The sequence below is a fragment of the Acidovorax radicis N35 genome, assembly GCF_000204195.1.
Taxonomy (GTDB): Bacteria; Pseudomonadota; Gammaproteobacteria; order Burkholderiales; family Burkholderiaceae_C; genus Acidovorax; species Acidovorax radicis.
Genome location: NZ_AFBG01000022.1, coordinates 154093 through 176982 on the forward strand (window position 1 = coordinate 154093; position 22890 = coordinate 176982).

Here is a 22890-nt window from a genome sequence, read left to right on the forward strand (position 1 = left end):
TCAGTGTCCCGCCCCCTGCTCGTCCGCAACCACCGAGCCCAGATAGGCCTCCTGCACACGCTGGTTGGCGCGCACCTTGTCGGGTGTGTCAAAGGCGATCACCTCGCCATAGACCACCACGGCGATCTTGTCGGCCAGACCAAACACCACGCCCATGTCATGCTCCACCGTCAGCAGGGTGCGACCCTCGGTCACCTCCTTGATGAGGTGGATGAAGCGCGTGGTCTCGGTCTTGCTCATGCCGGCCGTGGGCTCGTCGAGCAGGATCACGTTGGCGCCACCGGCGATGGTGATGCCAATCTCCAGCGCACGCTGCTCGGCATACGTGAGGTTCATGGCCAGCGTGTCGCGTTTCTTGTCGAGTTTGATCATCTCCATCAGTTGCTTGGCGCGCTCGTTGGCATCGCGCAGGTTCGACAGGAAGCGCAGGAACGTGTACTTGTAGCCCATGCTCCAGAGCACGCCGCAGCGCAGGTTTTCGAACACCGAGAGCTTGGGAAAGATGTTCGTGATCTGGAAGCTGCGCGACAGCCCCTTGCGGTTGATCTCGTACGGCGCCAGCCCATTGATGCGCTGGCCGTTGAGGATCACATCCCCACTGGTGGGCGCAAACCGCCCGCTGATCAGGTTGAAGAGCGTGGACTTGCCCGCGCCGTTGGGGCCGATGATGGCCACACGTTCGCCAGGGGCTACTGCCAGGTTCGCGCCACGGATGATTTCTGTCTTGCCAAAGCTCTTGCGCAGGTCGCGCAGTTCCAGGGCATAGGCATTGGTTGGGTTGTCAGCTGCCATGTTTACAGCGCCTCCCCACGCTTGATTTCATGTTCGATCTCTTCCTGGATCGTGCTCCACTGCCGCACAAACTGGCGGCGGCAGAGTTCAAAGAGCCCGAAGCCCGTGACCATCACGAAAATGGCACCAAACCAGCTCGTGAAGCCTGCGGCGTTGAGCGTGGCCCCCAGGAACGTCAGCTCTGGCCCCAGGGCTGCGTTGAGCTGGAGGTGGTAGGTCATCTCGATCATGCAGGCCGCACCCATCACGCCCACCAGCGCGGTACCGGCCAGTGCCAGGTACGAACTCCAGAGCTGGCGCAGCTTGCCGTACTTGGCCAGCCGGAGGTTCATCATGATCAGGCTGGCAATGCCGCCAGGGGCATACATCACCATGAACAGGAACACGAGGCCCAGGTACAGCAGCCAGGCCTTGGACAGCTCGGACAGCAGCACCGACGCCAGCACCAGCAACACCGCACCAATGATGGGGCCGAAGAAGAACGTGGCTCCACCCAGGAAGGTGAACAGCAGATAGCCACCTGATCGGATCACACTCAGGCTGTCGGCACCCGTGATGATCTCGAAGTTGATGGTGGCCAGACCCCCGCCGATGCCCGCGAAGAAGCCCGCAATGATGAAGGCGAAGTAGCGCACCCGCTGCGTGTTGTAGCCGATGAACTCCACGCGCTCGGGGTTGTCGCGCACCGCGTTCAGAATGCGGCCCAGTGGCGTGCCGGTGAAGGCAAACATGGCGGCAGTGCAGACGAAGCAATAGGCCGCGATCAGGTAGTACACCTGCATGCCCGAGCCGAAGTTCAGGCCGAAGAAGGCCTTGCCATACACACGGTCGGTGGTGATGCCGCCCTCTCCGCCAAAGAACTCAGGGAACATCAAGGCCATGGAGGCGACCAGTTCGCCAATGCCCAGCGTGATCATGGCGAAGGTGGTACCCGACTTCTTGGTGGTGACAAAACCAAGCAGGATGGCAAAAAATGCGCCGGCCAAGCCACCCACCAGCGGGATGAGCACCAGAGGAATGTTGACGGTGCCCTTGGTCGCCATGTTCATCGCATGGATGGCAATGAATGAGCCCAGCCCGGTGTACACCGCATGGCCAAAGCTCAGCATGCCCCCTTGGCCCAGCAGCATGTTGTAGGACAGGCAGATGATGATGAGGTAGCCGATCTGCGAGAGCATGGTCAGCGCCAGGCTGCTGCGAAACAGCATGGGTGCGACGACCAGCATGACCGCGAACAGGGTCCAGATGATGAACCGCCCCACGTTCCAGGGCTTGAACCGGTGGTGCGACGTGGCGCTGGAAATGGCAGTGGTTGTTGTTGTGGAATTCATGGCATCAGTCCTCCCGCGTGCCCAGCAAGCCCTTGGGGCGGAAGATCAGGATCAGCACGAGGAACAGGTACGGCAGGATGGGAGCCACCTGGGAAATCGTGAGTTTGAGCAAGGGGTAGCCGAAGGTCTGGTCGGTCACCGCCACGCCCACGGCCTTGAAGACATGGATCAGCGAATAGTCCAGTGCCACGGCAAAGGTCTGGACCAGGCCGATCAGCAGCGATGCCAGGAAGGCCCCTGCCAGCGAGCCCATGCCACCCACCACCACCACCACGAAGATGATGGAGCCCACAGAGGCGGCCATCGCAGGCTCTGTGATGTAGGTGTTACCGCCGATCACCCCCGCCAGCCCCGCGAGGGCTGCGCCACCGCCAAACACCAGCATGAACACACGCGGCACGTTATGGCCCAGCGCCTCCACCATCTCTGGGTATTTCAGCGCTGCCTGGATCACGAGACCAATGCGGGTGCGCGTCAGCAGCAACCACACCGACACCAGCATGACCAGCGCCACCAGCATCACAAAGGAGCGCGACTTGGGAAACTGTGTTCCATACAGAGAGAACAGCGGGCCTTGCAGTTGCTCCGGCAGGCCATAAGGCACCGTGGAGCGGCCCCACACCAGTTGCACCAGTTCAAGGATCAGGTAAGACAGGCCGAAGGTCACCAGCAGTTCCGGCACATGCCCGAATTTGTGCACCCGGCGCAAACAGTAGCGCTCAAACGCAGCCCCCAGCACAAACACGACGAGGGGCGCCAGCACCAGCGCTGGCCAGAAGCCCACCACCCCGGAGATGGTGAACGCAAAATAGGCACCCAGCATGTAGAAGCTGGTGTGTGCGAAGTTGAGCACGCCCATCATGCTGAAAATCAGCGTGAGGCCAGAGCTCAGCATGAACAGCAGGAGCCCGTAGCTCACTCCATTCAGCAGCGAGATCACGAAAAACTCAGGATTCATTGGAATTTTTCACTGCAGGGGTAAAAAAAAGGCCCGAGTGGTCGGGCCTCGAAGCGATTGCGCAGGGCTTACGCTTACGGGCGCTTCATCTGGCACGAGGTGGGCGTGCTCGCCACATAGGGCTCGTAGTACTTCACTGGCACAAAGGTGTAGCCAGTGTTCTCAGAGTCGATAGGGAACTTGCCGCCCGCCTTTTCCCACTTGGAGATGAACAGGCCTTGCTGCAGCTGGTGGTCGGTCTTGCGCATCTCGACTTCACCGTTGAAGCTCTTGAACTTCATGCCTTCAAACACTGCAGCCACCTTGACGGGGTCGGTGGACTTGGCCTTGACGAAACCCTCGGACAACATGGTGAAGGCGTGGTACACGGCACCGGTGTACATGTCGTCGTTGAACTTCTTCTTGTAGTCCACCACGATCTTGTTGATTTCGCCCGGCAAGTTGATGTGCGCATAGGCCACCATGTACACACGGCCTGCAGCCGCAGAGCCCATGGCGGTGGGGCTGCCAGTGACCGAGCCGTAGTAGGTGTAGAAGTTGACGTTGTTCAAGCCCGCATCGTTGGCCGCCTTGATGAGCAGCGCCAGGTCGGAACCCCAGTTGCCGGTGATCACACTGTCGGCACCCGACTGCTTGATCTTGGCGATGTAGGGCGAGAAATCACGCACCTGGGCCAGAGGGTGCAGGTCGTCGCCAACGAACTGCACGTCAGGGCGCTTGCGCTGCATCATTTCCTTGGCGAACTTCGAGACCTGGTGGCCGTGCGAATAGTTCTGGTTGATCAGGTAGACCTTCTTGACCTCGGGCAGGTCCTTCATGTACGTGGTCAGCGCTTCCATCTTCATGGAGGTGTCGGCGTCCAGACGAAAGTGCCAGTAGCTGCACTTGCTGTTGGTCAGATCCGGGTCCACGGCAGCGTAGTTCAGGAACAGGACTTCCTTGCCGGGGTTGCGCGCGTTGTGCTTTTCCAGCGCATCCATGATGGCCAAGGCAGGGCCGGAGCCGTTGCCCTGCACCACATAGCGTGCTCCCTGGTCCATGGCCGAGCGCAACGCGCTGGTGGTCTCTTGCGGGCTCAGCTTGTTGTCGATGCCGATGATCTCGAATTTGACGCCGGCCGCATTCTTCTTGTTGAACTCTTCGGAGATGAACTGGAAGCTCTTGAGCTGGTTCGTTCCCACTGCCGCCATCAGGCCGGAGAGCGGGTCGAGCCAGGCGATCTTCACAGTCTCACCCTTTTGAGCGAATGCCCCGCCAGCGCTTGCCAGTATTACCGATGCCGCTACAGCCTTAATAGCAAATTTCATGGTCTTGTCTCCTTGTAAATCAACACAACGCAGCGTACCGCGTTGCAACAAAGCGATGCTCAGGGATTGCCCCTACCAGCGTCGCACACGTGACTGGACTCGGTGTCACCCCCTGTGGCGCTGCGCGCCTTCCCCTCTCTCGCTGCGCGGGAGGGGACCGCACCCGGTGGCCCGGCAAAGCCGACTCCACGGGTGCACTGGCCTGGTCTGCGCCAGATTCGGCGGCCACGACGATGGCTATGCATTGAGGCCACCGCCGTCATGCTTTCAGAGGCCCGGAAGCTTGTAATCCTTCAATTGCTCGCGCAGTTTGGTCTTGAGCATCTTGCCGGTCGCCCCCAGCGGAATCGCATCGACGAACACCACGTCATCGGGGATCTGCCACTTGGCGGTCTTACCCTCGTAGAAGGCCAGCAGCTCCTCGCGCGTCACCTCGGTGCCGGGCCGCTTGACCACCGCCACGATGGGGCGCTCGTCCCACTTGGGGTGCGGCATGCCCACGCAGGCGGCCATGGCGATCGCCGGGTGCGCCATCGCGATGTTCTCGATGTCGATGGAACTGATCCACTCGCCGCCGGACTTGATCACGTCCTTGCTGCGGTCGGTGATCTGCATGAAACCATCGGCGTCGATGGTCGCCACGTCACCCGTGGGAAACCAGCCCCGGCCCTGCGCGTCCTTGACGAGCGGGTGACCGCCCTCGCCCTTGAAGTAGCTGTCCACGATCCACGGGCCTTTGACCAGCAGGTCGCCGTAGGTCTTGCCATCCCACGGCAGCTCGCCGCCGTCGCCGCCCACGATCTTCATGTCCACGCCGTAGATCGCGCGGCCCTGCTTTTGCAGGACCTTCATTTGCTCGTCCTTGCTCAGCGCCAGGTGCTTGTTCTTCAGGGTGCACAGCGTGCCCAGCGGACTCATCTCGGTCATGCCCCAGGCGTGCAGCACCTCGACGCCGTAGTCTTCCTTGAAGGCATGGATCATGGCGGGTGGGCAGGCCGAACCGCCGATGACGGTGCGCCTGAGTGTCGAGAACTTCAGGCCCGCAGGTTTCATATGGCCCAGCATCATCTGCCACACGGTGGGCACGCCCGCGGCGTAGGTCACATTCTCGGACTCGATCAGTTCGTAGATCGACTTGCCGTCCATGGCCGGGCCGGGGAACACCAGCTTGCAGCCGGTGAGTGCCGCCGAGTACGGAATGCCCCAGGCGTTGACGTGGAACATGGGCACCACGGGCAGCACCGAGTCGCGCGCCGACAGGCACATCACATCGGGCAGCGCCGCGGCATAGGCATGCAGCGTGGTGGAGCGGTGGCTGTACAGCGCAGCCTTGGGGTTGCCCGTGGTGCCACTGGTGTAGCACATGCTCGACGCCGAGTTCTCGTCGAATTCGGGCCAGGCGTAGTCGGGCGACTGCGCACCAATCCAGGCTTCGTAGCTGGTGAGGCCAGGGATACCGGAATCCGCAGGCAGCTTGTCGGCGTCGCACAGCGCCACCCACTTCTTCACCGTGGGGCACCTTGCATGCACTGCCTGCACCAACGGCAGAAAGGTCAGGTCAAAACACAGCACCTGGTCTTCGGCGTGGTTCATGATCCAGGCGATCTGGTCGGGGTGCAGACGCGGATTGACGGTGTGCAGCACTCGGCCCGAGCCGGAGACGCCGAAGTACATCTCCATGTGGCGGTAGCCGTTCCAGGCCAGCGTGGCCACGCGGTCGCTGAACTGGAGCTTGAGCTCATCCAGTGCATTGGCCAGCCGGCGCGCCCGCGTACCCAGGTCGCGGTAGGTGTAGCGGTGGATGTCGCCCTCGACCCGACGCGACACGATTTCAGCGTCGCCATGGTGGCGCTCGGCGAACTCGATCAGCGACGAAATCAAGAGCGGTTGGCTCTGCATCAGACCCAGCATGGGTGCTCCTTGGATGTTGTGGTGAATGGAAAGATCATCGTAGCGCGGCACAGGCTTTCGGGGGTGTCACGCCGGTGGTGAAAACCCGCATCCTGTGGCGTGCGCTCCATCAGTGCGAGGGCAGTGTGCGCCGCAGGCGCGGGCTTGCCAACACCTGTCGTCCCGTTGACAAACGCACAGGGATTACCCTGCATGGCGTGCGGAGCAAGGACAATGCGGCGCATGCTCTGCTTTGCGCCCACCGCCCAGCGATTCATCGAAGCCCAGCCCTGGTTCGCCAGCGTGCCCGCGGCCCTGCAGGAGCGGCTGCGGGGGGAGGTGCTCTCCACCCAGGGCGACAAGGGCGCCGTGATGATGCCCGCCGGCAGCCCCGTGCAGGGCTGGCATGCCGTGCTGTCAGGCCTGGTGATGCTGCAAAGCCCGGCCAGCAAGGGCCGGTCGTCGGCCTTCATCGGCGTGCCCGACGGCGAGTGGTTTGGCGAGGGCTCGGCCATGAAGCCCGAGCCGCGCAAGTACAACGTGGTCGCGCTGCGGCCCACCACCTTGCTGTGCCTGCCGCTGCCGCTGTTTGATGTGCTGCGCGAGACGCACTTGGCGTTCAACCAGTTTCTGGTGCTACATCTCAACATGCGCCTGGGCCAGGCCATGACGATCATCGAGGCCGGGCGCACACAATCCCCCGAGCACCGTGTGGCGCTGTACCTGAGCCGCCTGTTCTGGCGCAGCACACGGCGGTTGAATCTCACGCAGGACGAGCTGGGCCAATTGGTGGGCCTGTCGCGCCAGACGGTGAACAAGGTGTTGCGCGTGCTGGAAGACAGGGGCATCGTTTCGCTGGACTTCGGGCGTGTGGCCATCGTGGACGACGAGGCGTTGAACGCGTACCTCGCCGCCACGGCGGCACGCTGACACTCTGCAGATTGCACAGGCACGTTCACCAACACCCGCCTCACTGCACGCTCAGGCGCACGGCCTTCTGGTCTGCGTCGAATACAAGCCGGCTGGGCCACGGTGTCCAGCTTTGGTTGACCGTTGCGTTGTTCGGGTTGCCCGTGTGCACAAAGGCCCGCACGCTGTCCATCATGGCGCGCGACAGCGCCAGGCGGCCGGGCTGATTGGCCGTGCTGTTGGTGGCCTTGGCAAAGACCGAAGGCCCGAAATTGCCAAACACGAACGGCAGGTCAAACGCATGCGCTGCACCGTACACATCGTTCCAGGGTGCGGGTTGCTGGGCCCAGTTGAATTGGTAGCTCCATACCGTGGATTGCTGGCTGCGCAGGGTATTGAGCAGGCTGTCGCGGCTCGGGTCGATGAACACGCTGCCCAGCAACCGGGTGCGCGCGTTGTAGCCCGTGCTGGGCGCCGTGACCGGCAGGTAGGAGGCATCCAGAATGTCGCCGGCCGTGAGGGTGGTGGGCGCATCGGGGTTGAAGTTCTGCATCATCACAAAGCGCTCGGCATCGGAGATTTTCATGCCCGGCTTTCCGCCCAGCAGTGCCAGGAACGGCGCAAACAGCTTGCCCTCCTCGGCCGTATATCCGGACAGCACGGGTACCTTGTGATAGCGGCCCGCACCGATTTCTGCAATCGGGTCTGCGGGCACCACCACACCGTCGGGGATGGGGCCGGAGCCCGTGAGCCCGTTTTTGAGCACCGCCTGCAGAACCACCCGTGCATCCTTGCCGCGCAGGTAGCTGGCCGCCTGCGCGGCAGGCCAGCCCGCCACCAATGCCTGGGCAGCGGGCAAGGCAGGCGCAAGGCCGTCGGCCAGCGCCAGGTGCGCCAGCAGCATGCCGGACTGGGTGGCATACCGCGATGCCGGGTTGAGCGTGGGAATCGAACCCGGCGGCAAGTTGGTCGCCAGCGAAATGCCGCCGCTCACCGGCAAGAGCTTGTGAAACAGCCCTGCGGCCTGAGGCGCCACCAGCAGCGCCAGCGCATTGATGGCGCCAGCGGACTGCCCCATCAGCGTGACATTGCCCACATTGCCGCCAAAGCTGGCGATGTTGTTCTGGATGAAGCGAAGTGCCTGCACGTTGTCGAGCAGCGCGTAGTTGCCGGTGTAGGGCTGCGTGCCGGTGTGCAGTGGTGGCATCTGGAAGTAGCCCAGGACATCGAGCCGGTAGTTGGCCGTCACCACCACCGCGTTGGCAGAGCGCGCCAACGCTGCACCGTCGTAGACCGGGTCGGCCGTGTAGCCCGAGATGGCACTGCCGCCATGCAGAAACAGGAGTACCGGAAGGTTGTCCTGTGCTGTGGCAGGGCGCCAGATGTTGAGGGTCAGGCAGTCCTCGCTGCCCACCGGCATGCCCAGGGTCTCGCCGATGGTGTTGTCAAAACGGTTGTTGGCACCGGGGCCGTAGATGCGCCCCATTTGCAGGCAGGCACTGCCAAAACGCGTGGCGTCGCGCTGGCCGGACCAGGCGGCAGGGGCCACGGGCGGCTGCCAGCGCAGCTCCCCCACAGGCGGTTTGGCAAACGGAACTCCCTTCCACGCGTAGGTGCCGGTCACCGCGCTGTCGTCCACGCCGCGCAAGGTGCCGTACGCGGTCTCGCGCACTTCGGGCGACGAACCCGCGCCACCGCCGCAGCCCGCCATCGCCGCCACGGAAAACACTGCTCCCAACCATTGCAAACGCCAGCGCGAATCGACCATGTCTTGTCTCCTTGGGGGTTTTCAGGAATGGGTCGAACCTCTGTCTGGAGTCACACTACCGCCAGGGCTCAACCTCGAAAGCGATTGTGTGAACTGGGTGGCCTTTGGCTACTATCGCAACCTTGCCAAAACACTGACTTCAGACCACCACCCCGCGTAAACCCTGAATCGAATGGCCACCCCATGACCCCCCGCACAAGCTCTGCCGCCTGGGTACGCGGAATCACCGACATGATGGCTGCGGAAGGCTTGCCCGCTGCCGAGTTGTGTGCTGAAGCGGGCATCGATCTGGCGGCGCTCCAGCTGCCGCAAACCCGCGTGGACGTAGACAAGATAAGCCGGCTGTGGGAGCTGGCGGTAGCGCGCTCGGGCAAGGTGGCGCTGGGGCTGTGCCCGAAACTCACCGCCCGCTATGGCAATGTGGACGTGGTGGGCTATGCGCTGGCATCGGGCACCAATCTGCTGACCGGTTTTCAGCACCTCACGCGCCACATGGCGGTGATCTCGGACTGCACCACTTTCACGCTGGAGCGCGATGCACGCGGGTACTGGATCTCCATCGCCCATATCGGCGCCACCCGCCCCATTCCGCGCCAGCGTGTCGAATACGCCCTGCTCACACTGTTCACGCTGTGCTGCTGGCTCACGCGCCGCGAGCTCCGGCCTCTGGCGGTGGAGCTGGTCACGCCGCAGCCCGCCACCACCAACGAGGCGCCCTACCACGTGGCGTTTGGCATGTTGCCCCGCTTCGGGCAGGCAGCCAACCGGTTTCTGCTGACCGAGGCCGACCTGCTCGCCGATATCCCCACCCACAACCCCAGCCTGTGGGCCCTGCACGAGCGGCTGGTAGAGACCGAGCTGGACCAACTGGGCCAGTCTCTGATCAGCACCCGTGTGCGCACCGAGGTAGCCCGCATCCTGCATCGGGGCGAACCCCGCCGCGAGGACGTGGCCGCGCGCCTGCACCTGACCGACCGCACGCTGCAGCGGCGCCTGCAGGCCGAATCCGTGAGCTACCAGCAGTTGCTCGACGACACCCGCTGCGAACTGGCACGCCAGTACCTCAGCGATGAGCGCCGCAGCCTGGCCGAGGTGGCGGACCTGCTGGGCTTTGCCGACCAGAGCAATCTGTTTCGGGCTTGCAAGCGCTGGTTTGGCCTGCCACCGGGCCAGTACCGCGCGCAGGTATTGCACCCGGAGGCCGAAGGCCAAGGCTCTACCCAGGCCGCATAGGCCGCGCCACGCTTCAAGGCCCTGCAAGCGCCGGGGCATCCCTGGTGCGAGACAATCGGCCCATGAACCTGCCCGCCGAAAGCGAGACCCCCACCGCCGACCTCGGCCTGGCCTGGAACCACGGATTCGCAGCCTTGGGGCCAGACTTTTTCACCGAACTGCGCCCCACCCCGCTGCCCGACCCCCACTGGGTGGGCACCAGCACCGCCGTCGCGCAGCTGATCGGCCTGGACACAGACTGGCTGCAGCGCGATGAAGCCCTGCAAGCCTTCACGGGCAACACGCTGCTCGCTGGCTCGCGGCCCCTGGCCAGCGTCTACAGCGGCCACCAATTCGGCGTGTGGGCCGGCCAACTGGGCGACGGCCGCGCCATCTTGCTGGGAGAGACGGCAGAGGGTTTGGAAATCCAGCTCAAAGGTGCCGGTCGCACCCCCTACTCCCGCATGGGTGACGGGCGGGCCGTGCTGCGCTCCAGCATCCGCGAATTCCTGTGCAGCGAGGCGATGCATGGCCTGGGCATTCCCACCTCGCGCGCGCTGTGCATCACCGGTTCGCCCGCGCCCGTGCGCCGCGAAGAGGTCGAGACAGCATCCGTGGTGACGCGGGTGGCCCCCAGCTTTGTGCGTTTTGGCCATTTCGAGCACTTTGCGGCCAACGATCTGCAACCGCAGCTCAAGACCCTGGCCGACTACGTCATCGACCGCTACTACCCTGAATGCCGGGACAACCACGACTTCGGAGGCAATCCGTATGCCGCGCTGCTGCAGGCCGTGAGCGAGCGCACGGCCAGGCTGATGGCGCAGTGGCAGGCCGTGGGGTTTTGCCACGGGGTGATGAACACCGACAACATGAGCATCCTGGGCCTGACCATCGACTACGGCCCTTTCCAGTTTCTCGATGCCTTCGTGCCCGGCCACGTGTGCAACCACAGCGACAATCAGGGCCGCTATGCCTACAACCGCCAGCCCAACGTGGCGTACTGGAACCTGTTCTGCCTGGCGCAGGCCCTGCTGCCACTGATCGGCGACCAGGAACTGGCGAAGGGGGCCCTGGAGTCCTACAAGACCGTGTTCCCAGAAGCGTTCATGGCCCGCATGCGCGCCAAACTCGGTCTTGCGAGCGCCCGCGAAGGCGATGGCGAGCTGATTGACGGCATCTTGATGCTGCTGGCCCAGAACGGGGTGGACTACACGATCTTCTGGCGCCGCTTGTCGCATGCGGTGCAACAGGACGATTTTGAGCCGGCGCGCGACCTGTTCGCCGACCGTACCGCCTTTGACAACTGGTTGCTATCATATTCAGAGCTATTGGCGCTTGATAATAAAGCGCTAGCGGCTAATTTGATGCTAAAAACCAATCCCAAGTTCGTTTTGCGCAACCACTTGGGCGAGCAGGCCATACGTGCCGCGAAACTTGGCGACTTCAGTGAACTCCAAACCCTGCAGCGGCTGCTGGAGCACCCCTTCGACGAGCACCCCGGGCACGACGCCTACGCAGCCTTCCCGCCCGACTGGGCCTCTTCCATCGAGATCAGCTGTTCATCATGACCTACCCCGTCCAGAAATCCGATGCCGAATGGCAAGCCATCCTCAAGGACAAGGGCGCGGAGCCCGTCGCCCTGCAGGTGACGCGCCATGCCGCCACCGAGCGCCCTTTTACCGGCAAATACGAAGCCCACTGGGCCGATGGCAGCTACCACTGCATCTGCTGTGGTGCGAAATTGTTCGATTCCGTGACCAAGTTCGACGCCGGCTGTGGCTGGCCCAGCTTCGCAGAAGCGATCCCCGGCGCCATCACCGAGATCGTGGACCGCAGCCATGGCATGGTCCGCACAGAGACGGTGTGTGCACAATGCGGGGCCCACCTGGGCCACGTCTTTGAAGATGGCCCCACCCCCACCGGCCTGCGCTACTGCATGAACTCGGCCTCGCTGGATTTCGAATCCGGCAAGGACTGAGCCCCGAGACCTGCCCTTGACTCCATGAAAATTCTGATCGACTTCTTCCCCATCCTGCTGTTCTTCGGGGCCTACAAGTTCTACGGCATCTATGTCGGCACGGCCGTGCTCATGGGCGCCACCGTCGCGCAGATGGCGCTGATCTACGCCATCGACCGGCGCCTGCAGACCATGCACAAGGTCACCCTGGTGCTGATCCTGCTGTTCGGCACGCTCACGCTGGTGCTGCAGGACGATCGCTTCATCAAGTGGAAGCCCACGGTGCTGTACGGTGCCATGTCCATCGCCCTCGCAGTGGCGGTGTGGGGCATGAAGAAGAACTTCCTCAAGATGCTGCTCGGCAGCCAGCTGACCCTGCCGGAGGGAGTGTGGCACCGCCTGAACGTCGCCTGGATCGTGTACTGCGCTTTCATGTCGGCCATCAACGCCTACGTGGTCGTCAATTTCAGCACCGAAGCCTGGGTGGATTTCAAGCTCTGGGGCTACGCCTTCCCGCTGGTCTTCCTGGTCGGCCAGGGCATCTATGTGGCGCCCCACATCAAGGGCGACGAAGGCGACGAGCCCGCCGCCTGAAGGACCACCTGCCATGACCACCCTCGCTCAGCAAATGCACCAGACCTTGGCGGACCGGCTTACGCCCACGGCATTGGAAGTGCTTGACGAAAGCGCCGCCCATGCAGGGCATGCCGGGGCCAACGGCACCGGTTTTGGCACCCATTTCCGGGTCCGCATTTCGTCACCTTTGTTTACAGGCAAGCCCCGCGTCGCACGGCACCGCCTTGTGTATGATGCGCTGCAAGAATTTATTGACCAAGGCGTTCACGCCCTCGCCATTGAAGTTCTCTGAACCGGCCCCCATGTCCTTTGTTGCCGGAACTCAGCTGGCAAACAACCTCTCATTTTTTGGATTCCGCATGAAGAAACAGCTCCTGTCCGGCCTCGTGGCCGCTGCCGTGCTGGGCACGTTGGCCCTGCCCGTTTCCGCCCAAAACGTTGCCATCGTCAACGGCAAGGCCGTGCCAAAAGAGCGCGTTGAAGCGCTCAAGCAGCAAGTGGAACGCTCGGGCCGCCCCGTGACGCCTGACATCGAAGGCCAGATCAAGGACGAAGTCATCACCCGCGAAATCTTCATGCAGGAAGCGCAAAAGCGCGGCCTGGAAGGCTCGGCAGACTACAAGGCGCAAATGGATCTGGCCCGCCAGACCATCCTGATCCGCGAACTGTTCGCCGACTACCAGAAGAACAACCCCGTGACTGACGCCGAGATCAAGGCCGAGTACGACAAGTTCGTGGCAGCCAACGGCGGCAAGGAATACAAGGCCAGCCACATCCTGGTGGAAAAGGAAGCGGATGCCAAGGCCATCATCGCCTCCATCAAGAAGGGCGCCAAGTTTGAAGACATCGCCAAGAAGCAATCCAAGGACCCAGGTTCTGGTGCCAAGGGTGGCGATCTCGATTGGGCCAACCCCTCCAGCTATGTGAGCGAGTTCACGACAGCCCTGGTGAAGCTCGAGAAGGGCAAGATGACTGACGCTCCGGTGAAGAGCCAGTTCGGCTGGCACGTCATCCGCCTGGACGATGTGCGCCAGGCAGAACTGCCCAAGCTGGAAGAAGTGAAGCCCCAGGTGGCCCAACAGCTGCAACAGCAAAAACTGGCCAAGTTCCAGGAAGACCTGCGTGCAAAGGCCAAGGTCGAGTAACTAGCGAACCCGCATCAGCCCCGGCGATGCACCCAAAAAACGCGGCCCAGGCCGCGTTTTTTTATGGACGGAAGCAAAGCGCCCCACGCCACAACAGCTGACCCTGGCAGCGAAATCAGCGGGCGCAGGCCCAACAACGATCTGACTAACCCTTCGACACCCAAGCCACCGCCGTGAGCACCCCGATCATCACCGGCTGATGGAGCATGTAGTAGCTCAGACTCCATCGCCCCAGCAGAGCCAGAGGCCGCAGGCCGCGCGGAAGCGGCCATTGCACCCACCGCTCCCGCCCCGCAGCCATGGCCCATTGGCCGGCAGCCAGCCCCCACCACAACACGCCCAGCCAGGGCAGCACGGGCACGTAGTCTTCGGTAAAAGGCTTGCGCGATACCAGGCCCAGCCAGTTGAGCGCGCGCCCGTTGAACCAGGGCGCAGCCTCCGCCCAGGCGCCCGCCAGAAGCTGGTGCGCCACCGGTGGAAGCGCCACCGCCACCAGCCCTGCCAGCCACAACCACCGCCCCCAGCCAGCCGTACACCGGGCGATGAGCAGCATCACGGCCATGCCATGCAGCACGCCAAAATGGATAAAGCTGTGGGGAAACATCACGAACGACCCCGCGGACACCAGCAACGCGCAGCCAGCGATCTGCAACCACCGCCGACCAAACCGTGGCCACCCCTGCCCTTGGTGCAGTGCAATGGCCTGCCCCAGTCCCGCGCAAAACAGGAACAGGCTCACGATGACCGTGCGCTGCGAGGTCCAGAACGGATCCACACGGAAATTTTGCGGCCAGAAGCCCAGATGGCTGAGGTCGAAGCAGAAGTGAAAGACTGTCATCCACACCATCGCCAGGCCGCGCAGGGCATCCACGCTGTCATAGCGCGGCAGTGGCGCGGGCGAGGCGAACGGTACAGGCGGCAAGGGAAGCGCACGGTTCATGGCAATACCAGCGGAAGGTGTCAGCGCGGGCATTGGCCCGCCATCCAGACCCGATGGTACGGAAATCCAGCTCCGTCTCGCCACGCAGGTCGAACCTCAAATCCCCACAGAGGGAAAGAAGAAGAAGAGGCAAGAAAAAAGGCCTTGCAGCATATGCTGCAAGGCCTTCAAACATTGGTCGGAGCGGCGGGATTCGAACTCGCGACCCTCTGCTCCCAAAGCAGATGCGCTACCAGGCTGCGCTACGCTCCGACAGCTCGTATTCTAACCCGACAATTTCCCTGTTTTTGGCTCAACACACGCTTTTTATGATTTTTTCACAAAGCGATTTGCGAAGCCCAGAACCAGGAAAGCACCACCTTAGGGGGAAACAGTGCGCGAATGACAGAACACAAGAAACAGTTGGACCCAAGAGCCGGAACAAGCACGCGCCAGCCCGGAAATCCCTCAGGCCCGAAGATCAGCGGTTGCCCGAGGGGCCTGGGCCGCGACCGGCCAGATGGCGGAAGGTGATGCGTCCTTTGGACAAGTCATAGGGCGACATTTCCAGCGACACCTTGTCACCCGCCAGAATGCGGATGTGATGCTTGCGCATCTTGCCGCCGGTGTAGGCGATCAGTTGGTGACCGTTGTCCAGCGTCACGCGAAAGCGTGAGTCAGGCAAGACTTCCGTCACGGAGCCTTGCATTTCAATGAGTTCTTCTTTGGCCATGTTCTATCTTTTCAAAACAAATATTCTGTGATCGGCGCCTGACGCTTGTGCATCCACCACGGCAGCTACGGCGCGGTCGGTGCTCGACACACGGTGCATTGCGGGCGGTGGGAGTCGCTGCACCCGGGGCGCAGATCAGGCAGAGGGCCGGGGGAGACGGCTTCACGATGGACAGGCATAAGCACTGTGCAAAGCCTGTCGATTGTACCGCGATGTACCCGGTCTTGCCTATGGGATGGCGGCGGCGACCGACGGCGCGCGCCCTTGCACCAAAGCAGCACCCGCAGAATCGTGCTCGTCACGCCCTTGAACGGCTGCGGCCAAGGTCCGCACGAGGTCTGTCTGTGTGATCACCCCCACCAGACGGTCCTCGCCGTCCACGATGGGGATATGGTGGTGTCCACCTTGAGAAAACAGCGGCACGAGATCCATGGCGTGCTGCGCCATGCGGGCCACCTGGACTGGATGCGACATGATTTCACCCACCGCCTGGGGCTGGCCAGCGCGCCCCATGACCAGTGTGCGCAGGCGCTGCCCCAGACCTTCGTGCATATCCAGGTTGGCCAGCCGCATGAAATCCGCCACCGTCACAATGCCCACCACCAAGCGTTGAGCATCCACCACAGGCAGTGCCTTGATCTGCTGGGCCCGCATGAGCGCCCAGGCATCTTTGAGAGAAACCCCGGCCTCCACCGCAAACGGCGGCTTGGACATGATGTCCGAACAGCGCACGTCCCCCAGCGTCCTCTGAAAGGCGGCACGACCTGCGAGATGCAATAGCCCCTCCAGATCGGCACGACTCACGTCCAGCACCTGGTTGTAGTGTGCGAGCGCTGCATCCACGTCCGAGGCGGTAAAAGCTCCCTGGACGACGTCGGTTCTGGCGGCCACACGTTGTGGATGGGGGTACCGGCGCCCCGTCAGGCCGTTGTAAACCATGGCGGCGACCAAAAGAACGACCACATTGAACAGGATGGGAAACGCTGCAAGGTGCCAGCCATCGCCCGCCGTCAGCACCACATACAGCGCCATTGCCCCTCCCGGTGGATGCAGGCAGCGCAAGGGCACCATCAGCGCAATGGCCAGCCCCACAGCCACCGCCCCTGCAAGCGCCGGATCAGGAATGATGGCGGAGCAGACGGCGCCCACCAGCGCCGACAAGGTACTCCCCCCTAGCACCGGCCAAGGCTGGGCCAGTGGACTGGACGGCATGCCAAATACCAGCACCGCACTGGCACCCAGCGATGCCACCATCCAGGGACCCGAGTCACTCCCCCCAGCCCACCAACGGCTGAGCAATGCGGTCAGCAACACACCGGTCACCGCACCTACGATGAAACGCAGCCTTTCGCGACCATCAATACCCAGTGGTGCCGGCCAAAAATGACGCAACCATCGGGCTAGGCGCACGCGCACGGACGGGGAAGACGACGGAGTCGATGAGGAAGAGGACGATGAAAGAGGCATGAGGCAACGGGCCATGGCGGCCCGCCAGCTCTGGAACAGGGCGATACGCAGACTCCCCGGGGGCACCACAGGCCTCCAGTGTCACCCAAGCCACCATTTTTCCTGGAGCAACATCTCCTATTCCCCCAATAAAACCCTCTGCTCGGATGGCATTCGCTGTCCCGTCAAGGTGCGGTCTATGCTCGAAACTACTTATATCGAAGGCTTAAATAGCCTCCCACAGCCAAAAATGCATGACCTATACTGCACAAAAATACAAAAAAATGCACTTTAATTCATAAAACACTCATCCATGCACACGCTTTTGCAAAACCCGCTGCCGAAGCTTCGCACCCGCCCGGTTGCGTCTGAGCCGGTCTTCGCAGACCCGCCTGCGCACGAGGTCGCGGTTGCAGCCTTGAACCAGCGCTCAACGCAGGGGCTCCGTTCCTTGCGGTACGGGTAACCCATAGGTATTCACCACCGAATGCTTGCAGTAAATTACTTTAAGCCTAAACAAAGGAGACAAGCCCAATGACCACCCGCCGCCTCGTCATCAGCCGCAGCGCCGCCCTTGTGGGCGCCGCATCCACGGGGCTGTTGCTGCCCTCCATCGTGCGTGCGCAAAGCGGCAAGGTGCGCGTGGGCTTCATGCTGCCCTACACCGGCACCTTTGCCCAACTGGGCGTAGCCATCGAGAACGGCGTACGCCTGGCCATCGACCAGCAGGGTGGAAAACTCGGGGGCCGCGAGATCGAGTGGTTCAAGGTGGATGACGAATCCGAGCCCAGCAAGGGGGTCGAGAACGCCAGCAAGCTGGTGCAGCGCGACAAGGTGGATGTGCTGATTGGCACCGTACATTCGGGCGTGCAGATGGGCATCCAGAAGGTGGCGCGCGACACCGGCGTGCTCAATCTGATTCCCAACGCCGGCGTGCATGCCGCCACGCGCGCACTGTGTGCCCCCAACGTGTTCCGCACCTCGTTCAGCAATTCCCAGCCCACGCTGGCCCTGGGCAAGGCCATGGTCGAAAAGGGCCACAAGAAGGCGGTGTGGATCACCTGGAAATACGCAGCAGGGGACGAGGCCTTCGAAGGCTTCAAGCAAAGCTACACCGCAGCGGGCGGTACCATCGTGAAGGAACTGGGCCTGCCCTTCCCCAACGTGGAGTTCCAGGCGCTGCTGACCGAAATTGCCGCCCTCAAGCCTGACGCCGTCGCCTGCTTCTTTGCGGGCGGGGGGGCTGCCAAATTCATCCGCGACTATGCGGCCGCAGGCCTCAAGGACAAGATTCCGCTGTATGGCTCGGGCTTCCTCACCGAAGGCGTGCTGGACGCTGCAGGCCCCGCCGCCGACGGGATCATCACGACGATGCACTACAGCGACTCGCTCGACACGCCACGCAACAAGCAGTTCCGCCTCGAGTACGCCAAGGCTTTCCGCAGCCAGCCCGATGTCTATGCGGTGCAAGGCTACGACACGGGCCTGCTGCTGGTGCAAGGGGCCAACGCCGTCAAGGGCGACCTGTCCGCCAAGCCCACCATCATCAAGGCCATGGAGAGCGCCACCATCGACAGCCCACGCGGCAAGTGGACCATGAGCAAGGCCCACAACCCCGTGCAGGACATCTACCTGCGCCGTGTAGAAAACAAGGAAAACAAGGTGATCGGCATTGCCGCCAAGGCCCTGGCCGACAGCGGTGCCGGGTGCCGCATGGGCTGACGCGCCCACCCCACTGACCGGGCCACGGCGCGCACTGGACCTTGGGTCCGGTTCGCCCCGCGGTTTTGACACAATGCACTGATGGACTGCCGCCACGGCAGGCCTGTCTGCTGTGCGCCCGGACTTTGCGGCCACCTTGCTTTCCCCATCCCCTCCTATGTCGCTCAGTACCTACCTGCTCTACCTCGCCGCAGTGGCCTTGCTGGTTCTTTCGCCCGGCCCGACGATGCTCATGTGCATGACCAATTCCCTCCAGCACGGCCCGCGCAAGGCCCTGGCCGCTGCTGCGGGCAGCGTGACAGCAGTCCTCGGTACCATGCTGCTCTCGGCCCTGGGCCTGGGGGCGCTGCTGGCGGCATCGGAAACTGCCTTCTGGGTACTCAAGGCGGCGGGCGCAGCGTATCTGATCTGGCTTGGCATCAAGACGTTTCGCAGCAAGACCACAGTGTTTGACGAGATGCCCGCCAGCGGCACGCCAGCCAAGGCCGTGGTGCCCGCACGCAAGCTCTACATCCAGGGTCTGATCGTGGGCGGCAGCAACCCCAAGGCTCTGCTGTTCTTCACGGCATTTTTTCCCCAGTTTCTGGACCCGACCGCCGCATGGGCGCCGCAGTTTGCCGTGCTGGCAAGCACCTTCGTGGCCTTTGAATTCACGGTGCTCACGCTGTGTGCGCTGGGCGTGGCGCGCTTGGCACCCGTGCTGCGCTCCGGCGCACGCATGCGCTGGTTCAACCGCATCTCGGGCGGCCTGTTCACGCTGATGGGCACCCTGCTGCTGGCCACGCGCCGCGCCACCTGATCCACTGTCTGTTTGCCCACCATGGACTTCGCCACCTTCCTGATCCAGCTGCTCAACAGCGTGCAATACGGGCTGCTGTTGTTCATGCTGGCTGCCGGCCTTACGCTGATCTTCGGGATCATGGGCGTGGTGAACCTGGCACACGGCAGCTTCTACATGCTGGGGGCCTACCTGGGCTATTCGCTGTCGGGCCACTTTGGCAGCCTCACGCTCGCCATCCTGGGCGGGGCTGTGCTGGCAGTGGTGTTTGGCCTCGCGCTGGAATGGCTGCTGTTTCGCCACTTCTACCATCGTGACCACCTGGATCAGGTGCTGCTGACCTTCGGTCTCATCTACATCTTCGAGGAACTGCGCTCCATCCTCTGGGGCGACGACGTGCACGGCGTCCCGATCCCCGCGATGCTGGACTGGTCCATTCCGCTTACCGACACCCTCTCTTACCCGGTCTACCGGCTGTTCATCTCAGGCGTCTGTATGGCGCTGGCGCTGGGCCTGTATCTGCTGATCTCCAAAACACGGCTGGGCATGAAGATCCGTGCCGGAGCCTTCAACCGCGACATGGCCGAGTCGCTGGGGGTGAACATCAAGCTGATCCACGCCATCGTCTTTGCCCTGGGCGTGGGCCTGGCGGCCGTCGCAGGCATGGTGGCCGCGCCGGTATCCAGTGTCTATCCCAACATGGGGTCGTCCGTGCTCATCATGTGTTTTGTGGTGGTGGTGATCGGGGGCATCGGTTCCGTGCGTGGCGCGCTGATCTCCGCCCTGCTCGTGGGGCTGGTGGATACCTTTGGCAAGGTGTTGCTGCCATCGATGGCCGGGATGCTGGTCTACATGCTGATGGCAGCCGTGCTGCTGTGGAAACCCGAAGGCCTCTTTAAACAATGATGACCCCGATGCTTGTCACTTCGCGCGCACCACACGCTTCGCAGCCCGGCGGCCACCTATGAGCACCCCGCGCGCCAATATCGAGGTGCTGCCGCGCAGCGTGCAGTTTTCCCTGGCACTGGGGCTGGCGGCGCTGCTGCTGTTCCCGGTGGTCGGCAGCGACTTCTACGTGCAGATGGTCACACGCATGATGATCATGGCCATCTTCGCGATGAGCCTCGATCTGCTGCAGGGCGTGACCGGCCTGGTGTCGCTGGGCCATGCCGCCTACTTTGGCGTGGCGGGCTATGCGCTGGCCTTTCTCACGCCCGCCGATACGCCGGTGAGCCTGTGGTGGTCGCTGCCCCTGGCGGTGGTGGGCGCCGGACTGGTGGCCCTGATCATCGGTTTCTTCGTGGTGCGCACGCACGGCATCTACTTCATCATGGTCACCATGGCGTTCGCACAGATGGTGTTCTATCTGTTCTTCGACAACAAGGTGCTGGGCGGCTCGGACGGCCTGTACATCAACTTCCGGCCCGACGCCTCCATCTTCGGCTGGCTGCCGTTCGACCTGGAAGGCCGCAAGACCTTCTACTACTTCACGCTTGCGCTGGTAGTGATCGTCTATGTGCTGCTGCGCCGCCTGCTCTGGAGCCCGCTGGGCCGCGCACTGTCAGGCATCCGCATCAACGAGCACCGGATGCGCGCCATGGGCTTTGGCACACGCGGCTACAAGCTCACCGCCTTCACCGTGGCGGGTGCGCTCGCGGGGCTGGCGGGCTACCTGTGGGGGGCGCAGACGGGCTATGTGAACCCGGAGCTGATGGGCTTTCACATGAGCGCCCACGCCATCATGATGATCATCCTGGGCGGCATGGGCAATTTTGCCGGGGCCATCGTGGGCGCCTTTGCCTTCGAGTATCTGTTGCATGTATTCAAGGACATCACCAAACACTGGCAACTGCTGATGGGCAGCTTCATCGTGCTGGTGGTGGTGGCCGCGCCGCGCGGGCTGCTGGGCATGCTGGGGCAGCGCCGGGCCGCCAAGGCGCAGGAGGACCCACACCATGGCTGACGCCCTGCTCTCGGCCCGCCAGCTCACCAAACGCTTCGGAGGCCTGGCCGCCGTCAACGGCGTATCGCTGGACCTGTGGCGTGGTCAGATCCATGCCGTGATCGGCCCCAACGGCGCGGGCAAGTCCACGCTTACCAACCTGCTATCGGGCGACCTTCCACCCAGTTCGGGGCAGGTGCAGCTTGGGAGCTCCGACGTGACCGGCTGGGCACCCGAACGCATCTCGCGCCAGGGACTGGGCCGCAGCTACCAGAAGACCAACATCTTCTTGCCGCTTACCGTGCATGAAAACGTGCGCCTGGCCGCGCAGTCCCGAGACCCACAGCAGCCCTGGAACCCGCTGCGCTGGTGGAAGGACACGCGTGCAAACACTATCAAAAACAGAGCTACCAACGCAAGACTGGAAAGCGCTATCGAGCTTTCCGGCTTGAAAGACCGGCGCACAGCCATTGCCGGCGCCATGAGCCACGGCGAGCAGCGCCAGCTCGAAATTGCGATGACCCTGGCCACCGAGCCGCAGGTGTTGCTGCTCGACGAGCCGCTGGCCGGCATGGGCGTGGCTGAGGCGGAACGCATGGTGGAGCTGCTGCAGCGCCTCAAGCCCGCCCACGCCATCATGCTGGTGGAGCACGACATGGACGCCGTGTTTGCACTGGCCGACCACCTCACCGTGATGGTCAATGGTGAAGTGATCGCCCATGGCACACCGCCCGAGGTGCGCGCCGACGCCACGGTGCAAGCCGCCTACCTGGGGGAGGATCACTGAGATGAGCACTCCATGGATTGATGCCCGTGGCATCCACACTTTCTACGGCAGCAGCCACATCCTGCATGGCGTGGACTTTACGGTGGGCCAGGGGGAAACCATCGGCCTCATGGGCCGCAACGGCATGGGCAAGAGCACCTTGCTCAAGTCGCTCATGGGGCTCGTCAAGCCGCGCTCGGGCAGCGTGACGGTGTCAGGCCGCAACATGACCGGCAAGCCTCCGTTCGAGGTCGCCCGGTTGGGCATCGCCTACGTGCCCGAAGGCCGCGGCATCTTCGGCAACCTCAGCGTGGTCGAGAACCTGCAGATGGCGGCGCGCGCAGGTACACGTGGCCAGCGCGACTGGACCTATGACCGGGTGCTGGAGACATTTCCGCGCCTGAAGGAACGCCTGGGCCACGGCGGCCAGCAACTGAGCGGCGGCGAGCAGCAGATGCTGACCATTGGCCGTGCGCTGATGACCAACCCGGATGTGCTCATCCTCGACGAAGCGACCGAGGGCCTGGCCCCGCTGATCGCCCGCGAGATATGGCGCATCTGCAGCCTCATCAAGGACAGTGGCATCAGCAGCGTGATCGTGGACAAGAACTGGAAACACGTCACGCAGATCACCGACCGCAACATCATCCTGGTCAAGGGCCAAGTGGTGTTCGAGGGCAGTTCGGACGCGCTGCACGCGCAGCCACAGCTGCTGGACCAGTACCTCGGGGTATGAAGC

22 protein-coding genes and 1 tRNA gene are annotated in these 22890 nt (G+C 63.1%); 13 read left to right on the top strand and 10 right to left on the bottom strand.

Annotated elements, in window-relative coordinates; all coding sequences use genetic code 11:
* From ARADN35_RS0120760 to ARADN35_RS0120780, 5 genes are all read right to left on the bottom strand, one after another.
* Positions 1-792: an ABC transporter ATP-binding protein gene (locus ARADN35_RS0120760; protein WP_010465615.1), complete on the bottom strand. Its 792-nt coding sequence runs from the start codon at positions 790-792 to the stop codon at positions 1-3.
* Positions 793-794: 2 nt separating this feature from the next.
* Positions 795-2123, bottom strand: coding sequence for a branched-chain amino acid ABC transporter permease (locus ARADN35_RS0120765; protein ID WP_010465617.1), 1329 nt, complete (start codon positions 2121-2123; stop codon positions 795-797).
* Between the two features lie 4 nt (positions 2124-2127).
* Positions 2128-3081, bottom strand: a complete 954-nt coding sequence (locus ARADN35_RS0120770; RefSeq protein ID WP_010465619.1) for a branched-chain amino acid ABC transporter permease — start codon at positions 3079-3081, stop codon at positions 2128-2130.
* 74 nt (positions 3082-3155) lie between these two features.
* On the bottom strand, positions 3156-4388 hold the full coding sequence (locus ARADN35_RS0120775) for a branched-chain amino acid ABC transporter substrate-binding protein (RefSeq protein WP_010465621.1): 1233 nt from the start codon (positions 4386-4388) through the stop codon (positions 3156-3158).
* A 267-nt stretch (positions 4389-4655) separates the two neighbouring features.
* Complete coding sequence (locus ARADN35_RS0120780) at positions 4656-6299, bottom strand: 3-(methylthio)propionyl-CoA ligase (protein ID WP_010465623.1); 1644 nt, start codon at positions 6297-6299, stop codon at positions 4656-4658.
* Between the two features lie 222 nt (positions 6300-6521).
* Here ARADN35_RS0120780 and ARADN35_RS0120785 point away from each other — a divergent pair, with 222 nt between their 5' ends.
* Positions 6522-7208, top strand: a complete 687-nt coding sequence (locus ARADN35_RS0120785) for a Crp/Fnr family transcriptional regulator (RefSeq protein ID WP_010465625.1) — start codon at positions 6522-6524, stop codon at positions 7206-7208.
* A 40-nt stretch (positions 7209-7248) separates the two neighbouring features.
* Here ARADN35_RS0120785 and ARADN35_RS0120790 read toward each other — a convergent pair whose 3' ends face one another.
* Positions 7249-8955 (bottom strand): carboxylesterase/lipase family protein, encoded by a 1707-nt coding sequence (locus tag ARADN35_RS0120790; RefSeq protein WP_010465627.1) that lies wholly within the window; start codon positions 8953-8955, stop codon positions 7249-7251.
* Positions 8956-9138: 183 nt separating this feature from the next.
* On the opposite strand from ARADN35_RS0120790, the gene ARADN35_RS26655 reads away from it, so the two are divergent.
* From ARADN35_RS26655 to ARADN35_RS0120820, 6 genes are all read left to right on the top strand, one after another.
* The gene (locus tag ARADN35_RS26655) at positions 9139-10188 is read left to right on the top strand and encodes an AraC family transcriptional regulator (RefSeq protein ID WP_035198361.1); all 1050 of its coding nucleotides are present in this window, start codon (positions 9139-9141) and stop codon (positions 10186-10188) included.
* 62 nt (positions 10189-10250) lie between these two features.
* Positions 10251-11735 (top strand): protein adenylyltransferase SelO, encoded by a 1485-nt coding sequence (locus ARADN35_RS0120800; protein WP_010465631.1) that lies wholly within the window; start codon positions 10251-10253, stop codon positions 11733-11735.
* On the top strand, positions 11732-12145 hold the full coding sequence (gene msrB, locus ARADN35_RS0120805; RefSeq protein ID WP_010465633.1) for a peptide-methionine (R)-S-oxide reductase MsrB: 414 nt from the start codon (positions 11732-11734) through the stop codon (positions 12143-12145). The genes ARADN35_RS0120800 and msrB overlap by 4 nt, the downstream gene beginning before the upstream one ends.
* Before the next feature lie 24 nt (positions 12146-12169).
* Positions 12170-12718 (top strand): septation protein A, encoded by a 549-nt coding sequence (locus ARADN35_RS0120810; RefSeq protein WP_010465636.1) that lies wholly within the window; start codon positions 12170-12172, stop codon positions 12716-12718.
* A 13-nt stretch (positions 12719-12731) separates the two neighbouring features.
* The gene (locus tag ARADN35_RS0120815; protein WP_010465638.1) at positions 12732-12992 is read left to right on the top strand and encodes a BolA family protein; all 261 of its coding nucleotides are present in this window, start codon (positions 12732-12734) and stop codon (positions 12990-12992) included.
* Positions 12993-13059: 67 nt separating this feature from the next.
* The gene (locus ARADN35_RS0120820; protein ID WP_029414250.1) at positions 13060-13845 is read left to right on the top strand and encodes a peptidylprolyl isomerase; all 786 of its coding nucleotides are present in this window, start codon (positions 13060-13062) and stop codon (positions 13843-13845) included.
* Positions 13846-13990: 145 nt separating this feature from the next.
* Here ARADN35_RS0120820 and ARADN35_RS0120825 read toward each other — a convergent pair whose 3' ends face one another.
* The 4 genes from ARADN35_RS0120825 to ARADN35_RS26660 all read right to left on the bottom strand — a co-directional run bounded on the left by ARADN35_RS0120825 (position 13991) and on the right by ARADN35_RS26660 (position 16964).
* A complete protein-coding gene (locus tag ARADN35_RS0120825) occupies positions 13991-14785 on the bottom strand; it encodes a heparan-alpha-glucosaminide N-acetyltransferase (protein ID WP_050812564.1) in 795 nt (264 codons plus the stop codon).
* A gap of 175 nt (positions 14786-14960) precedes the next feature.
* Positions 14961-15037, bottom strand: a tRNA-Pro gene (locus ARADN35_RS0120830).
* A gap of 208 nt (positions 15038-15245) precedes the next feature.
* Complete coding sequence (gene infA / locus ARADN35_RS0120835) at positions 15246-15497, bottom strand: translation initiation factor IF-1 (protein ID WP_010465645.1); 252 nt, start codon at positions 15495-15497, stop codon at positions 15246-15248.
* Between the two features lie 228 nt (positions 15498-15725).
* Positions 15726-16964, bottom strand: a complete 1239-nt coding sequence (locus ARADN35_RS26660; RefSeq protein ID WP_081474687.1) for an HPP family protein — start codon at positions 16962-16964, stop codon at positions 15726-15728.
* A gap of 513 nt (positions 16965-17477) precedes the next feature.
* Between ARADN35_RS26660 and ARADN35_RS0120845 the strand changes: the two genes are divergently transcribed.
* The 6 genes from ARADN35_RS0120845 (at position 17478) to ARADN35_RS0120870 (ending at position 22887) form a co-directional block, all read left to right on the top strand.
* On the top strand, positions 17478-18665 hold the full coding sequence (locus tag ARADN35_RS0120845) for an ABC transporter substrate-binding protein (protein WP_010465649.1): 1188 nt from the start codon (positions 17478-17480) through the stop codon (positions 18663-18665).
* Positions 18666-18822: 157 nt separating this feature from the next.
* Positions 18823-19464 (top strand): LysE family translocator, encoded by a 642-nt coding sequence (locus ARADN35_RS0120850; RefSeq protein ID WP_010465650.1) that lies wholly within the window; start codon positions 18823-18825, stop codon positions 19462-19464.
* Positions 19465-19485: 21 nt separating this feature from the next.
* Positions 19486-20349, top strand: a complete 864-nt coding sequence (locus ARADN35_RS0120855) for a branched-chain amino acid ABC transporter permease (RefSeq protein ID WP_010465652.1) — start codon at positions 19486-19488, stop codon at positions 20347-20349.
* Between the two features lie 58 nt (positions 20350-20407).
* Positions 20408-21406 (top strand): branched-chain amino acid ABC transporter permease, encoded by a 999-nt coding sequence (locus ARADN35_RS0120860; RefSeq protein WP_010465654.1) that lies wholly within the window; start codon positions 20408-20410, stop codon positions 21404-21406.
* Positions 21399-22172, top strand: coding sequence for an ABC transporter ATP-binding protein (locus tag ARADN35_RS0120865; RefSeq protein ID WP_010465656.1), 774 nt, complete (start codon positions 21399-21401; stop codon positions 22170-22172). The genes ARADN35_RS0120860 and ARADN35_RS0120865 overlap by 8 nt, the downstream gene beginning before the upstream one ends.
* A gap of 1 nt (position 22173) precedes the next feature.
* Complete coding sequence (locus ARADN35_RS0120870; RefSeq protein WP_010465657.1) at positions 22174-22887, top strand: ABC transporter ATP-binding protein; 714 nt, start codon at positions 22174-22176, stop codon at positions 22885-22887.
* Positions 22888-22890: the final 3 nt, after the last annotated feature.